The following is a 14,931-nucleotide window of genomic DNA, read 5'->3' on the forward strand; positions in this document are numbered from 1 at the left end:
TTTAACACGTAAAAAAACCTACCAATGAAAACGAATCACATCCTGGCTGCTGCGGTGGCCCTGCTGGTCTCGGTAAGCGCATCGGCCCAAACCGTAGACGAAATTGTTGACAAACACATTGCCGCCATGGGTGGTGCCGACAAGCTGAAAGGCGTAACCTCGCTGATCACCGAACGGTCATTATCAGTGCAGGGTATGGAGATCCCGACGATCACGACTGTGGTCGTGGGCAAGTCGATGCGGAGCGAATCGACCATTATGGGTAACTCCATGATCCAGGTGGTTGATGGTAGCGGCAGCACAGGCTGGATGATCAAACCCGCCATGATGCAGGGGACCGGCGAACCCGAAGACATGCCCGCCGATCAGCTGAAACAACAGGTTGGTCAGCTCGACCCGTTTGGGCCGTTGATGAACTACAAAGACAAAGGCAACAAGGTAGAACTGGTTGGCAAAGAGAAAGTAGATGGCAAAGACGCGTATCACCTCAAGGTGACAACCAAAGAAGGTAACGCTATTGATGAATACCTCGACGCCACCACCTACCTGTTAAGCAAAATCAAAACGAGCATGGGCGGACAGGACGGTGAAATTGCCTTCTCTGACTACAAAGACGTTGACGGCATCAAATTCGCCAATACCATGGAAATCGCCAATCCGCAGATGGGTACGCTGACCATGACAACTAACAAAACCCGAATCAACCCGCAAATCGACGCGAGCATCTTCAAGAAGCCAGCGAAGTAAGGCGATAAGAAGCAAGAGAAGAGAGGCAAGAAACAGGAGGCTTGCGCGAAGGACAACGGCTGTACCTTTGCGCAAGCCTCCTGTTTCTTGCCTCTTTTAGCTCATGACCAGCACCATCCAGTACGAGTATAGCCCCGGCCACTTCCACGCCTCAGAGCCAACCGTTTATGACCCCGCCCAACTAGCCGAGGGCGAGATGCTGCTGAACATGGGTCCGCAGCACCCCAGCACCCACGGCGTGTTACGACTGGAGATCATCACCGACGGCGAAATCATTACCGATGTGGTGCCGCACCTGGGTTATCTGCACCGTTGTTTCGAAGCTCACACGCAGCAAGTGCCGTTCAATCAGGGCATTCCGTTTGTAGATCGGCTTGATTACCTGGCCGCTATGAACGGCGAACACATCTGGGCTATGGCCGTGGAAAAAATGCTGGGGATTGATGCCGACATGAAAAACAGCCCTGGTGGACGGCGTACCGAGTATATCCGGGTGCTAGTGGCCGAACTGAACCGCATTGCCTCCCACTTTGTGGCGGTGGGCACCTATGGCATCGACATCGGCGCGTTCACACCTTTTCTCTGGGTTATGCGCGACCGCGAGCATATTCAACGCATGCTGGAATGGGTAAGCGGTGCCCGGATGCTCTACAACTACATCTGGATTGGTGGCGTGTTCTACGACCTGCCTGTGGGTTTCGAGGAACGCTGCCGCGAGTTTATTACCTACCTGAAACCCAAGCTGACAGAGCTTCAGGAGGTGCTGATCAGCAACGAAATCTTTATTAAACGCACCGCCAATGTGGGCGTGTTACCGTTGCCCGTCGCCATCGATTTTGGTTGCACGGGGCCGGTACTGCGCGGTTCGGGGCTGCGGTATGACCTCCGCCGGGTGGATGCCTACTCGGTTTACCCCGAACTTGATTTCGATATTCCGATTGGCACGGGCGAGATGGGTACCCTCGGCGACTGCTGGGACCGAACCAACGTGCGGGTGCAGGAATGCTGGCAATCGGTATCTATCATTGAGCAGTGCCTGGCCCGCCTCACCACCGACCTGGCCCGCACCCGCGACTACGACCCGCATGAGTTTGTGCCCAAGAAAATTCGGCCAAAAGCAGGCGACTTTTACTTCCGGGGCGAAAGCGCGAAGGGCGAGTTGGGCTTCTTTTTCCGTACCGACGGTCGGTCAGACATACCCGTACGCTGCCATGCCCGGTCATGTTCGTTTCATAACCTGTCGGTCATTGCCGACATCAGCAAGGGAGCTATGCTAGCCGACCTGGTAGCTATCATCGGCTCTCTGGATTTAGTCATGGGCGAAGTAGACAGGTGAAAGAATGCAGGCTGCGGCCGATGCGAGGGCACTACACCGTACACTCAAACCACCTCCTTTTTCATCGTCTCCAGGGTAGGCGCTTCAACCATATTAAGCGGAATGGTGACGGTTACTCGGGTTCCCTCATTTGGCTCCGAGGCCAGCCGAAACACACCGTTCAGCAGTCGGGCCCGTTCGCGCATGTTGTGCAGGCCGTGGCCGTTCAGAATACCCTTGGTAGCGGCATTAGTAAGTCCCTGCCCGTTATCACTCACTGCCAGCAGCAACCGGCTATCGCTGAGGCGCAAATCAATATCAATTTCATTGGCCTGAGCGTGTTTGATGGCGTTATTAATGGCCTCCTGCGCAATGCGATACACCCCGATTTCGATGGCCTTGTCCAGCCGCATGTCGGCCTGATTAGCGTGCACCTGCATGGCTAATCCGGTTTGCCGCGACTGCTGTTCTACCAGTTGCCGCAACGCCGGCTCAAGACCGAAATCACTCAGTACGGGGGGCATCAGGTTGTTCGACACATTGCGTACTTCCTGTATTGTCTTCAGAATCAACTCTTTCAGGCTTGCATACGTGTTTTGTTCTTTCTCAGGGAGTAAGTGTACTGACCGCAGGTGTTCAACCAGGAGCTTCTGGCCGGTCAGCATCTGACCAATGCCGTCGTGAAGGTCGTAGGAAAGGCGTTTGCGTTCGTCTTCCTGCCCTTGCATAAGCGCGGCCATGCGCACAATCTGTTCATTAAGTTGCTGCTGATGCCGCAGCGCTGACTCGCGCAGCAGTTTATCCTGCGTTTCCTGCAGGGTTTGATTGGTTTCCTGCAAAGCCATGTTGGCCAGTTGGGTTTCGCCATTGGCCCGATTCAACTGCCGCACCGATTGATCTAGGGCGCGCACTGCCGGCTTAAAGAGGAGCTGGGCTTCCATGGCCAGTACCAGCAACGTTAATCCCAGCAGCAACCATTCAGTACCCGACAGCTGCCCATTTTTTTGCTGCGACTCTAGTTCATACTGCTCCACCAGCCTATCCATTGTTTTCAGGTAAGGCTTTTCATTAGTCAGTATCTGGTCAACGGCAGCGGCCACTACGGCTTTTTTTGAAGCGGGTGTGGGCAGTGGCTGGTTTAGCAAAGAGCGCGTTTGCTGGCTGATAACGGCCATATGCGGCTGGGCCGCAGCAAACAAAGCGCTGATTTCGGGGCTATTGGCAACGCGGGTATCACCGGCGGGCAGTTTACCAACGCGCAGGTTTCTCTGAGAGGTCTCCCAGCGGCCAAGCACGTTGGCCAGTTCATCCCGGACAGCCTTTGCATTAGCCTGATTGGTTGACGTGGTGAGCAGGAGTACATCTTTCACAATTAACTGACTCTGAAACCGTTGCCGACCAGCATTATTAATTAGCCACGAGTCGTTTTCTTGCGCTTTAAGCTGACGTTGTACGAAAAGGCAACCAGCCAAACTAAGGCAAGCTACCAGTGTCAGTGCTAGTTGATACCAGAACGTAAAGCGTTTTGTCAGCATGAGCCAGTTTATAAAAGTGTAGTCAATGGCGTTAAGGTTATCGGCTAGTTAACGGATAAAAAGGTATGATGAACGATGCGCTTTATGCTATTCTGTCTTTTTGTCAATAAGCCAAATTGAACGACCAAATTAATCATTTTTAATACTAAACTATTCTGTATCCGATTTTTGTGATTGTTGACATCCATTGTGTACACATCGATAGTGTTAGCATGGATGCAGCTATTTTTATGCCATGAATACCCAACCAACCCCGCCGGCTCGCATTGGCATCATCAACGTATCGGATCGTGCCAGCGCAGGCATCTATGAAGATATTCCTGGTAAGGCCGTGGTAGCATTGCTCACAGAATGGCTTTCCAGCCCCTGGGAGCCTGTTTACCGCGTCATTCCCGACGAAAAAGACCAGATAGCCGCCGCCCTGATGCATATGGCCGATTACGAAGGTTGCTGCCTGATCGTAACCACCGGTGGCACCGGCCCCGCTCTCCGCGACGTCACTCCTGAAGCTACAGAGGCCGTTTGCCAGAAAATGATGCCCGGTTTCGGCGAACTGATGCGTCAGGAAAGCCTCAAATACGTGCCCACAGCCATTTTATCGCGCCAAACGGCGGGAATCCGCAACCAAACGTTGATCCTTAATCTTCCGGGTAAACCTAAGGCCATTGGCCAATGCCTGTCGGTGGTGTTTCCGGCCATACCCTACTGTATTGATCTTATCGAGGGTCCTTTTTTAGAAACCAACTCAACAATAATGCCTGTATTCCGGCCTAAAAATTGACTGTTAGCCGTAACCCTTAATTCGTATGATAAAATCTTAATAAATGAGTACTTATACCAGAAAATATGTTTTTTATCTAGTATAAGTACGCACTAGTTAAAATTAATAGTTGCGCTGGATCCATAATTAAAAAATAACGGGTTGCAGGGCAAAAAATAGAGACACCTATCCACTAACCTCCACCGTCATGTCCATGTTGCCTTTCACGGCCTTGGAGTAGGGGCATACGGCGTGGGCTGTATTGGCCAGCTTCTGTAATTCTGCCTGATCCATACCGGGGGCATCAACCAAAATCCTGCCCGACAGGAACAGGTTGTTTCCATCTTTATTGAGCGAAATGCTGACCGTGACAGTATGGTCGGGCAGAATGATCTCGCGGCGGCTGGCTACGGTTTTCAATGCCCCGTTGTAACAGGCACTGTAGGCGGCGGCAAACAACATTTCGGGGTTGGCCGCGCCCCCTTCACCATCCATTTCTACCGGACGTTTGATGTCCAGGTTCAGTATGCCGTCCGTCGACCGGATGGTTCCTTCGCGCCCACCTTCGTTTTCGACGGTGGCAGTATATATCGTTTCCATATTCCGTTTATCGTTTTCAGCGGTCTATTGCCGAAAACGATAAACCGCAAACTCCACGCTAAGGTTATAGGCCCGCCAACCCGCCTTATGCCATTTTGCAGTACATTTGTTCATACCGCAGAACGCCCTAAATTGGCAATACGGTGCCGCAACGGGCGTTGTTAGTGTATTTACTCGTTATGCCACTATTTTCCACCCACATCTCTGAGTTTGACTGTTCTGCAACGAAGCAGTCTGGCTGGTTGTTGGCCCTGCCGGTGGTGGTGTGGCTGGCCCTGCCGCTGAACGGTCTGGCGCAGAAAAAGCCCCGTACCGTGCCCGACAAGCCAGTTTCGGCTAGTCTGATTGACAACGGGGCTATTGCGCAGCCCACCCAGAAGTCAACCAAAACGGTAGAGGAAGAGACCGAGTTTACCGACGCCTACCGGTTTTTGCTGGTCGATGAGCCAACCAAAGCCATCACGGCAATGGAGAAGATACTCCAGAAAAACCCAACCAACGCCGCCGTTAATTATGCGCTGGCCTCGGCCCTGGTCAAGTCAGGGAAAATTACCGAAGCTTTTCCATATGCGCAGAAAGCGTATCAGCTAAACCGGACTAATGCTTATTACCTGCTTCAGGTAGCGGAGTTGTATGTGAAACAAAAACGCTACGCCGACGCCGAAGCGCTCTATGAAGAACTGCTAAGTCAGGGGCAGGAAAGCATGGAATACGGCGTGGAACTAGCCGCTATCTATCTCTTCGACGATAAGCCCGACAAAGCCCTTGCCACCTACGACCGCGTGGAAAAAGCGATGGGGCTGAACGAAGAAATCACCCGTCAGAAACAGCGCATCTACCTCAAACAGAACAAGATAGACAAGGCCATCGAAGAGGCCGAACGGTTAATTGCCTCGGAACCCGCCGATCCGGAATTCTTGATTGAAGGTGCTGAACTGCTTATTGCCAACGAACGCGTACCCCTGGCCGTCACCTGGCTGGAACGCGCCCTGAAACTCAACCCCGACGACCCGCAGGCGCACATGCTGCTGGCCGACGTGTACCGGAAACAGGGTAACCTCGATAAATCGGGGCAGGAGTTGCAGAAGGTATTTGACAACCCGAACCTTGAAGCGGGTTTGAAAGCCCGGATTCTGTCGAGCTACATGGGCGTATCGGGTGATAGGCCCACTGCCAAGCAGGATGCCTTGAAAATGGCGCAGGCCCTGGTGACGCAAAGCCCCAACGACGCCAAAGCGCAGGTGATGTTGGCTGATCTGCTGGCGCAGCAGGGCCAGAAAGCAGAAGCCCGCAACGCGTATGTGAAAGCTGCGAAAGTTGATCCGTCTGTTTATCAGGTATGGGAGGCCATCATTCAGCTCGACGGTGAGCTATCGCAGGTAGACAGCATTTTGGCGCACAGCGAAAAAGCCCTGGAGGTGTTTCCTTCGCAGGGGATGATGTGGTACGCCAACGGTTCGGCACATCTCTACAAACGCCATTACCAGCAAGCTGTTGACGCCCTCGACGAAGCTCGTAAACTGCTCACCACCAACCCCGCCTTTAAATCGGCCGAACTGCAGGGACAGCTAGGCGACGCTTATAACGGTTTGGGTGATCATCAGCGCTCGAATGAGGCGTATGAAGTGGCGTTGAAGGCTAACCCCAACGACGACCACGTCCTGAACAACTATAGCTACTTCCTATCACTGCGGAAAGAGAATCTGACCAAGGCACGCGCCATGTCGACGCTGCTGGCCGAACGGCATCCCACTAACGCTACCTACCTCGACACGCACGCCTGGGTATTGTATGTGATGAAAGACTATGCCGGGGCGAAGAAGTTTCTGGAAAAAGCCGTTCAGTCGGACCCCAACAATGTGAGCAGTACAATTTTAGAACACTACGGCGACGCATTATTTCAACTTGGCGAAAAAGACAAAGCGTTGATACAGTGGAAATTAGCAAAACAAAAAGGCGAAACCAGCGAGCGACTCGAACGGAAGATTGCCGCCGGTAAACTATATGAATAGCGTACTCTTATACAGCCTGTTGCTCATTCTTGCGCTGGGGCAAATCAGTTGTCGCCGCCCGCCCGCCACTTCCGCTACTTCGCCCGGCTCAGCTACCGGAACGGCCGGTACCCGTTCCGATACGCTGGTCAAAAGCCAGCCCGCTTCGGTCAGTCAACCCACCACCAGCACCGTAGTGTCGGGCACAGCCACAGCACCAGCCCGCCCACGACCCGGCATTGACGAAGCCCGCGCCAACGTGGCCGAGATTGATTTCCGGTACCTGACGGCTAAATCGAAGTTATCGTTTAAAAACAAAGACCAGGACATCAGCAACGCCAGTCTGCACCTGCGGGTACGCAAAGACAGCCTGATCTGGATGAGCATTTCGAAGGTTGGTATTGAAGCGGCCCGCGTGCTCATCACCCGCGATTCGGTCACGATCATGGACAAAATCGAGAAGCAGTATATGGTCTATGATTTTCCCACGCTGAGCCGGCAATTTAATTTCGACCTCAACTTCGATCTCTTGCAGGCCTTGATTGTAGGCAACCTGCCCCTACCCAAGCGGCCCGCTCAGAAGGTAAAAAACGAGCGTGATTATTTGCTGCTCCGCCAAAGCGAAGGCAAGGTGCTGGTTGATAATTACATTGGCGAAAACGACCGTAAACTGAAGCGGCTAATGGTAACAGAACAGCCTACTAAAAACGCTCTTCGTCTTGATTACGAAGATTTTACGGCGTTGAATACGTTTTTGTTTCCCTACTCCAGCCTCGTCACCGTCGACTATAAATCGAAAGCCGACGGACAGTTTTATCAGACCCTGATTCGTATAAAACATAACAAAGTAGAGCTAGTGGAGAAAGATCCCGGCTTCCCATTCACCATTCCTGGTAAGTACCAGCGGAAATAGTACCCCATGCGCCACGTCTTTCTCTTTCTTGCCCTGTTAATGTCGTTTCCGTTGCTGGCCCAAAAACGGGATCGGCAGACGCTAGAGCGTGAAAAACGGCAGAACCTCGAACGGATGAAGGAAATCAGGGCCGTATTACAGCGTACGGCCAACGAAAAAGAAGTGTCTATTACGCAGTTGAAAGCACTCAATGAACAGATTGAGGCGCAGACGAAACAGATCAACTTGCTGTCGGATGATATCCGCATGAGCGAGGCGGAGATCAGCGAATTGCGGCAGGCTAGCCAGGCCCTGAACAAGGACCTCGAAAAACTCCGGGCTGAGTACGCCACCATGATCTATGCTGCCGACAAACGCCGGCAACAGCTTAACCCGCTGGGCTTTTTGTTTTCGTCGGAGAACTACAATCAACTAGTGGCTCGCTACCGATACCTGAAGCAGTATGCCAACGCCCGGCAGACCCAGAAACGGCAAATGGAAAGTGTACAGCAGGAACTAACTGGTAAGCGCACCGCCACTGAGCAGAAAAGGCAACAGCAAAAAGTAGTGCTGACTACCAAAGTGCGTGAGTCGACTAAGCTGGAGGGACTGCAACAGGAGCAGAACAAGACAGTAAAACAGCTGAGCCAGAAAGAGGGGCAACTGCGTGCTGAACTGGTCGAAAGCCGCCGGTCTATTAGCCGCCTGGAAAATATGATCACGGCCATCATTGCCCGTGAGGCCCGCGAACGCGCTGCCCGTGCCGCCCGCGAACGCGCCGAACGGATTCGCATAGCCAAAGCCGAAGCCGCCCGCCGCCGTGAGGCCGAACGTGAACGGGCCATTGCAGCCAAAAAAGCGGAAGAGGAAGGCAAACCCGCCCCACCGCCGGTGGTTATTGCTGAACCGGAAGAAGCCGTTGCCAAGTCAGACAATACGCGCACGGCCAGTAACCTCAACCGTGAAGAACTGGCCCTGGGGTCGTCGTTTGCGGCATCACGGGCGCGGTTGCCGTGGCCGGTGCAGCACGGTTTCGTGTCGGAACGGTTTGGCGTGCACCCTCACCCGGTGCTTAAGGGCCTGAAAGTATCGAACCCCGGCATCGACATTCAGACCAATGCGGGTGAAGCCGTCCGGGCCATCTACGACGGCGTAGTCATGAACGTAGAGTTTGTGATGGGCAGCCAAAACGTGGTGGCCATTCAGCATGGCGACTACTACACGATCTACGCCAAGCTGAAAAGCGTCCGCGTGAAAGTAGGTGAAAAAGTGAAAGCCCGCGAAACCATCGGCGCCGTAGGTACCGACGGACGGGGCAACTCGGAACTACAATTCCAGATCTGGAAAGAATTCGCCAAAATGAACCCCGAAGCCTGGCTGGCACCGCGGTGAACTGATTGACGAATTACGATTTGTTGCTTACGCGTCAGCTTGCTTGTGCGTAAGCTGACGCGTAAGCAACAAATCGTAATTTGTCAATCGTAGCCGCAGCGGCGGACCGCTCGTAAATCAACATGTCTGTACACAACCCTGATATTAAGCGCGTTACGACGCATACGCTCCAGGAGCTGAAAAGCCGGGGCGAGAAGATTTCGGCCCTCACGGCCTACGATTATTCGATGGCCCGCGTGGTTGATGCTGCCGGAGTAGAAGTCATTTTGGTAGGTGATTCGGCCTCGAACGTCATGGCGGGGCACGAAACAACGCTACCCATTACGCTCGATCAGATGATCTACCATGCAGGGTCGGTGGTGCGGGCGGTGAAGCGGGCGCTGGTGGTGGTCGATCTGCCGTTTGGGTCGTACCAGGGCAATTCGTCAGAGGCGCTACGGTCGGCGATTCGGATTATGAAAGAGTCGGGTGCCCACGCCGTGAAGATGGAAGGCGGACAGGAAATCCGCGAGTCGGTCGTGCGGGTGCTTAGCGCGGGGGTACCTGTGATGGGGCATCTGGGCCTTACGCCGCAGTCGATTTACAAGTTTGGTACCTATGCCGTGCGGGCCAAAGAAGACGCCGAAGCCCAGAAGCTTATCAGCGACGCCCTGTTGTTACAGGAAATTGGCTGCTTCGGCATTGTACTTGAGAAAATCCCCGCCACGCTGACCAAACAGGTGTCGGAACAACTGCAGATTCCCACCATTGGTATCGGGGCTGGCCCCGACGCCGACGGGCAGATTCTGGTCATCCACGATATGCTGGGCATCAACAAAGAGTTCAAACCCCGTTTTCTGCGCCGCTACGCCGATCTCCACACGGTCATGCTGGAGGCCATTGCCCACTACGTCGACGACGTGAAGACCAACGACTTCCCGAACGAATCCGAGGCGTACTAAGTTGGAAAAGAATGTACAATGAATAATGTACAATGTATAATGCCTTTGCTGTGGTTAAACTGTAGCTCCTATGCATTGTACATTATTCATTGTACATCATACATTAAGTACAGATGAAGAAGCGCTTACCATATTCCGTTGTCTACGAAGACAATCACCTGTTGATTGTTAATAAAGATCCGGGTGTGCTGGTCCAAAGCGACCGCACGGGTGACCCGTCGCTGACGGAAATTTTGAAAGATTACATCAAAGAAAAGTACAACAAGCCCGGCGACGTTTTCCTCAACCCTATTCACCGCCTCGACCGGCCCGTAAGTGGGTTAGTGGTGTTTGGCCGTACCTCAAAGGCAACCGAGCGCATGGCCGAGATTTTCCGTAAGCGGCTGGTACAGAAGACCTACTGGGCCGTGGTACGGAAACATCCTACCGAGAAAAAAGGGCGGCTGGTGCATTACCTGATCAAAGACGAAGCCAAAAATCAGGTAACGACCTACGACGACGAGGTGCCTGGTTCGCAACGCGCCGAGCTGACCTACCGGCTGTTGGGGAAAATCAATGAGCACTATCTGCTCGAAGTTGAGCCCATTACGGGCCGTCCGCATCAGATTCGGGCGCAGTTGGCCGCTATGGGTTGCCCCATCCGTGGTGATGCCAAATACGGCTACGACCGTGAGGTGCCCGACAAGAAAATTTACCTTCACGCCCGGCGGCTGTACTTCATTCACCCCGTTAAAAAGGAACCCCTCATCCTCCGCGCCGGCCTCCCACCCGATCCGTTCTGGGAAGAGTTTCTGGAGCTTGACGACGAAGAGTTCAAAGACAAAAACCTCGATTTTATTTACTAGGAGGAAGTACACAAAGACGGGTCGCAAATCATCTGATTTACGACCCGTTTTTGTGTAAGACAAAATCGGAAACTGGCGTGGATGTGTACGTGTGGCTTCGCGCTCTCAGCCCTTCGACAAGCTCAGGGTGACAGGAAACTTGAATCAAGTTCACTGAGTTAATTCAAGGTCGTTGTCACCCTGAGCTTGTCGAAGGGCTGAGAGCGCGAAGCCACACGTACACATCCACGCAGACTCATATCCCCATCCCTACTAATTCACAACTCTCCTTATTTTAGCAGGGCATGTTAACCCTACCCTGCTTTGAAAAACATTCGTCGTACTGTCTACCGAATTATGGAAACCTCGGCGGGGAATCGGCGGGGGGTTAGTTTGCTGTTTAACGTGGTGCTCATCACCATCATCACACTCAATGCTATCGCCATTGTGCTGCATACGGTGCCCGCCTACAACCGACAGTATGCCCGGCTTTTCTACGATTTTGAGCTCTTTTCGGTTGTATTTTTTACCATCGAATATGCCTTGCGGGCGTGGGTTTGCGTCGAAAATGACCGGTATCAACATCCATTCTGGGGAAGGGTAAAATACCTGCTGTCGGCTTCGGCGATTATTGATTTGCTGGCAATTCTACCCTTTTATGTCACCCTGTTTGCCACCGATTTGGCCATTGTGCGTATTCTGAGGCTGTTTCGCATCTTCCGGCTGTTCCGGGTGTCGCGGTATTCACATGCGTATCGGATGATTTTGCAGGTGGTGCGCGACAAGAAAGAGGAACTAATTTTGAGCCTCACGATGGTGGGTTTCATGCTCATCATTATTTCCAGCGTTATGTATTACGTGGAGCACCCCGCCCAACCCACAGTGTTTTCGAGCATTCCGGCCACAATGTGGTGGGGCATCAACGCGATGGCTACCGTGGGCTATGGCGACATTCACCCCATCACGCCCCTGGGCAAACTACTGGCGGGTCTATCGGCGGTGTTGGGCATTGCCCTCTTTGCACTGCCAACCGGTATTCTCGTCTCTGGTTTCACTGAACATATCCGTTATCAGAAAGCCCCTCGCCGCTGTCCGCATTGTGGCAAGGAACTGTCGTAACACGGACTTCAGTCCGTATGCAAAAACGGACTGAAGTCCGTGTTACGACGCATTGTATTATGTGAAGACTACAATAGATAATATTCTGTCGCCGTGAAATTCAACAGAATATAATTGCCAGAAATCAGCTTTTTGCCAATTACCATTCGGCAAAAATTAGCGTAATCCTTATATTTGTTTAACAACAAGACCACGTTCTACCAGTGCCTGTGAGTTTGCTATAAACGGAATACAACCTGATAACAACGTTACCTTATGCAACTCAACCGTCGTGACTGGCTCCGGGCTGGTCTGCTTGCGGGTGTTGGCGCCGCCACTGCCCCCGCCGCCTACTGTGAACCGTGGCTCGATAAGCCACTTCGCCCGGATGACCCAACCAAAAAATCGGCTCTGAAAGCCCGTCTGCTGGCCAACGAAAACCCCTATGGCCCTTCGCCCGCCGTGCTGAAAACCATCAACGAGGCTGCGCCCGATGGCTATCTCTACGCCATGGAATACGCCAAAGCCTTCAAGGCAATGGTGGCCAAGGAAGAGGGTGTCCCCGAAGAGTGCGTGTTGCTGGGTGCCGGTTCGGGGGAGTTGCTCAACGCTACGGCCATGTATTTCGCCTACAAAACCCCCGCTGGCAACAATTTCGTTTACCCCGATCCTACGTTTGATGCCCTGCCCCGCGCGGCCATCAAGCACGGCATGATTGCCGAAAAAGTACCTCTGGTGGCGGCCGATGGCTACGATCAGAACCTCCAGAAACTCAGCGACCGGGTTACGGGCAAAACCAGCCTTGTCTACCTCTGCAATCCCAACAACCCCACGGCCATCCTGACCGATCCGGCCAAGTTGCGGCAGTTTATTTCGGCCACGGCCACCAAAACCCCCGTCTTCGTCGACGAAGCCTATATCGACTACGTGGCCGATCCGAAAGCGGCAAGCATGGTTGATCTGGTACGGCAGGGGCAGAACGTGATCATCAGCCGGACGTTTTCGAAAGTACATGGTTTTGCGGGCCTGCGCATTGGCTACCTGCTGGCCAAACCAGAGTTGATTGCCCAGATCGCGCCCTTCTCGCCCAACGGCGGGGGCCTGAGTATGACCTCGTTACGCGCCGCGCTGGTCAGCATGCCCGACAAAGCCTTCATTGAATGGTCGCTGGGCAAAACGGCGGAGTCGAAGGCATTTCTGGACAAAACACTAAAAGCCAACGGCTACACGCCCCTGCCCTCATCGGCTAATTTTGTGATGTTCCCGATCCGGATGAAGGGCGAAGATTTCGTTGCCAAAATGATGGATCAGGGAGTGGGTATCCGCCAGTGGAAATTCGACGGGCAATACTGGTGCCGCGTCAGCCTGGGCACCATGCCCCAGATGCAAGCCTTCGCCGACGGGCTGAAAACGATTTCATAAAGGTTGAGGTTGTATCTGGCGTGGCTTCGCGCTTGTGGCCCTTCGACAGGCTCAGGGTGACAGGCAAATAAGACAGGTTCTTGAGTTGATTCAAGTTTAGTGTCACCCTGAGCCTGTCGAAGGGCCACAAGCGCGAAGCCACGCCAGATACAACGTTAAACTCGTCTTACACCTTAATAATCACCTTCCGTTTATACATCACCCACAAGATCACGGCCCAGATGCCGACAAAGGTGAGCGCGCCAACCAGCGATGCCAGCGTAGGATCGGGTACGAACGGGACAATAAACGACTGGTAAAGGTATTCTTTCAGGCCCCAGGTGCCGCCGTCGGGTTTGGGCAGCGTGATCATGTTCATGATGCGCGGAATGAGACCCGACAGGAAAAAGACGGTGATGGCATTGACGCCAAACGCCACAAACAGGCCGCTCCAGCTTCGGTGTTGCCGCACGTCAATCAGGTAGTAGCAGATGGCTAAACCACACATGGCCAGCCCACCAGCCAGCAACACGAACGTGCTGGTCCACAAGCCTTTATTAATGGGAAAAACGCCGCTGAGTAGTGTACCCACCACGGCCAGCCAGGCCCCGGCCAGGAATAAAAACAGGGCTTTATAGCTCTGCCGCGCCACCGACCCGTAGGTGCTGTCCTGCAACCAACGGCCCGTGAGAAGGCCCAGTAACCCTGTTCCCACGGCGGGCAGGGTGCTCAGGATACCTTCCGGATCCCAGACGCGCGTAGCCCGGTATAGGTGCGGGGGCGTGAGCAACGTGTAGTCGAACCAGGCGGCAAAATTCGTTTCGGGTTCCAGGTTGGCGTAGCCAATGCCAGGTACCGGCACCAGGGTCATCAGCAGGTAATAGCCCAGCAAAATCAGGGCAGTCAGTCCCATCTGTCGGCGGGGGGTGGTGTGCAAAAACAACAGCGAACAGGCGATGTAGACCAGCCCGATGCGTTGCAACACGCCGGGAATGCGCACGTTGGCGAAGTCGAAGCGGGGAAACAGGTTCAGGAAAAAGCCCAGGGCAAACAGCGTAAGCCCGCGGCGAATGATTTTGCCCTGAATTCCCGGTGCCGACGCTACAGGTTGCCTTCCCCACGGTTCATGACCACGTAGCGCAAAGGTGATGGACACGCCCACAATAAAGAGGAAAAACGGAAAAATAAGGTCGGTGGGGGTCCAGCCGTTCCAGGGGGCGTGTTCCAGCGGCGCGTAAATGTGTGCCCAATCGCCGGGGTTATTGACCAGGATCATGGCGGCGACGGTAATACCGCGAAAAGCATCGAGCGAACGAAGGCGCATACGTATGGGTAAGGTTCAGGAATAGCCACTCATGGTGACGCATTGCCAATTGTCCAAAAATACAAACCTTTCCTTCGGACTGTGTGTAGTTTTAATTGGTTTACTACAAAG

At 53.5% G+C, this 14,931-nt stretch carries 13 protein-coding genes; 10 read left to right on the forward strand and 3 right to left on the reverse strand.

All coding sequences use genetic code 11. From position 1 onward, the window contains the following. The first annotated feature begins 24 nt into the window (after positions 1–24). Together J2I47_RS13715 and J2I47_RS13720 are read left to right on the forward strand one after the other, a co-directional pair. Entirely contained in the window at positions 25–747 is a 723-nt protein-coding gene (locus J2I47_RS13715) for an outer membrane lipoprotein-sorting protein (RefSeq protein ID WP_207365151.1), read from the forward strand. 103 nt (positions 748–850) lie between these two features. Next, positions 851–2,083 (forward strand): NADH-quinone oxidoreductase subunit D, encoded by a 1,233-nt coding sequence (locus tag J2I47_RS13720; protein ID WP_207365152.1) that lies wholly within the window; start codon positions 851–853, stop codon positions 2,081–2,083. Between the two features lie 44 nt (positions 2,084–2,127). Here the strand turns inward: J2I47_RS13720 and J2I47_RS13725 are convergent, their stop codons facing one another. After that, a complete protein-coding gene (locus J2I47_RS13725; RefSeq protein ID WP_207365153.1) occupies positions 2,128–3,597 on the reverse strand; it encodes an ATP-binding protein in 1,470 nt (489 codons plus the stop codon). A gap of 235 nt (positions 3,598–3,832) precedes the next feature. On the opposite strand from J2I47_RS13725, the gene mog reads away from it, so the two are divergent. Beyond that, positions 3,833–4,378 (forward strand): molybdopterin adenylyltransferase, encoded by a 546-nt coding sequence (gene mog, locus J2I47_RS13730; RefSeq protein WP_207365154.1) that lies wholly within the window; start codon positions 3,833–3,835, stop codon positions 4,376–4,378. Positions 4,379–4,543: 165 nt separating this feature from the next. On the opposite strand, the gene J2I47_RS13735 is transcribed toward mog, so the two are convergent. Next, positions 4,544–4,957 (reverse strand): Ohr family peroxiredoxin, encoded by a 414-nt coding sequence (locus tag J2I47_RS13735; protein WP_207365155.1) that lies wholly within the window; start codon positions 4,955–4,957, stop codon positions 4,544–4,546. Between the two features lie 179 nt (positions 4,958–5,136). On the opposite strand from J2I47_RS13735, the gene J2I47_RS13740 reads away from it, so the two are divergent. From J2I47_RS13740 to J2I47_RS13770, 7 genes are all read left to right on the forward strand, one after another. Next, positions 5,137–6,969, forward strand: coding sequence for a tetratricopeptide repeat protein (locus J2I47_RS13740; protein ID WP_207365156.1), 1,833 nt, complete (start codon positions 5,137–5,139; stop codon positions 6,967–6,969). Then, entirely contained in the window at positions 6,962–7,861 is a 900-nt protein-coding gene (gene lolB1 / locus J2I47_RS13745) for a lipoprotein insertase outer membrane protein LolB1 (protein WP_207365157.1), read from the forward strand. Before J2I47_RS13740 ends, lolB1 begins: the two co-directional genes overlap by 8 nt. 6 nt (positions 7,862–7,867) lie before the next feature. Next, positions 7,868–9,232, forward strand: coding sequence for a murein hydrolase activator EnvC family protein (locus J2I47_RS13750; RefSeq protein WP_207365158.1), 1,365 nt, complete (start codon positions 7,868–7,870; stop codon positions 9,230–9,232). Positions 9,233–9,354: 122 nt separating this feature from the next. Beyond that, complete coding sequence (gene panB / locus J2I47_RS13755; protein ID WP_207365159.1) at positions 9,355–10,173, forward strand: 3-methyl-2-oxobutanoate hydroxymethyltransferase; 819 nt, start codon at positions 9,355–9,357, stop codon at positions 10,171–10,173. A 113-nt stretch (positions 10,174–10,286) separates the two neighbouring features. Further along, positions 10,287–11,018 (forward strand): RluA family pseudouridine synthase, encoded by a 732-nt coding sequence (locus J2I47_RS13760; protein ID WP_207365160.1) that lies wholly within the window; start codon positions 10,287–10,289, stop codon positions 11,016–11,018. Positions 11,019–11,330: 312 nt separating this feature from the next. Next, positions 11,331–12,116, forward strand: a complete 786-nt coding sequence (locus J2I47_RS13765; RefSeq protein WP_374759908.1) for an ion transporter — start codon at positions 11,331–11,333, stop codon at positions 12,114–12,116. A 255-nt stretch (positions 12,117–12,371) separates the two neighbouring features. Beyond that, positions 12,372–13,517: a pyridoxal phosphate-dependent aminotransferase gene (locus tag J2I47_RS13770; protein ID WP_207365162.1), complete on the forward strand. Its 1,146-nt coding sequence runs from the start codon at positions 12,372–12,374 to the stop codon at positions 13,515–13,517. Between the two features lie 166 nt (positions 13,518–13,683). Here J2I47_RS13770 and J2I47_RS13775 read toward each other — a convergent pair whose 3' ends face one another. Next, entirely contained in the window at positions 13,684–14,820 is a 1,137-nt protein-coding gene (locus tag J2I47_RS13775) for an acyltransferase family protein (protein WP_207365163.1), read from the reverse strand. Positions 14,821–14,931 lie beyond the last annotated feature (111 nt).

This window comes from Fibrella rubiginis (genome assembly GCF_017353185.1).
In the GTDB taxonomy this organism is placed as follows: Bacteria; Bacteroidota; Bacteroidia; order Cytophagales; family Spirosomataceae; genus Fibrella; species Fibrella rubiginis.

What these genes read in the sequence shown, in the direction of transcription:
- J2I47_RS13770 (WP_207365162.1), top strand. Translation starts at nt 12,372, where the DNA reads ATGCAACTCAACCGTCGTGACTGGCTCCGGGCTGGTCTGCTTGCGGGT.
- J2I47_RS13725 (WP_207365153.1), bottom strand. Translation starts at nt 3,597, where the DNA reads ATGCTGACAAAACGCTTTACGTTCTGGTATCAACTAGCACTGACACTG.
- J2I47_RS13775 (WP_207365163.1), bottom strand. Translation starts at nt 14,820, where the DNA reads ATGCGCCTTCGTTCGCTCGATGCTTTTCGCGGTATTACCGTCGCCGCC.
- J2I47_RS13735 (WP_207365155.1), bottom strand. Translation starts at nt 4,957, where the DNA reads ATGGAAACGATATATACTGCCACCGTCGAAAACGAAGGTGGGCGCGAA.
- J2I47_RS13720 (WP_207365152.1), top strand. Translation starts at nt 851, where the DNA reads ATGACCAGCACCATCCAGTACGAGTATAGCCCCGGCCACTTCCACGCC.
- lolB1 (WP_207365157.1), top strand. Translation starts at nt 6,962, where the DNA reads ATGAATAGCGTACTCTTATACAGCCTGTTGCTCATTCTTGCGCTGGGG.
- J2I47_RS13715 (WP_207365151.1), top strand. Translation starts at nt 25, where the DNA reads ATGAAAACGAATCACATCCTGGCTGCTGCGGTGGCCCTGCTGGTCTCG.
- panB (WP_207365159.1), top strand. Translation starts at nt 9,355, where the DNA reads ATGTCTGTACACAACCCTGATATTAAGCGCGTTACGACGCATACGCTC.
- mog (WP_207365154.1), top strand. Translation starts at nt 3,833, where the DNA reads ATGAATACCCAACCAACCCCGCCGGCTCGCATTGGCATCATCAACGTA.
- J2I47_RS13740 (WP_207365156.1), top strand. Translation starts at nt 5,137, where the DNA reads ATGCCACTATTTTCCACCCACATCTCTGAGTTTGACTGTTCTGCAACG.
- J2I47_RS13750 (WP_207365158.1), top strand. Translation starts at nt 7,868, where the DNA reads ATGCGCCACGTCTTTCTCTTTCTTGCCCTGTTAATGTCGTTTCCGTTG.
- J2I47_RS13760 (WP_207365160.1), top strand. Translation starts at nt 10,287, where the DNA reads ATGAAGAAGCGCTTACCATATTCCGTTGTCTACGAAGACAATCACCTG.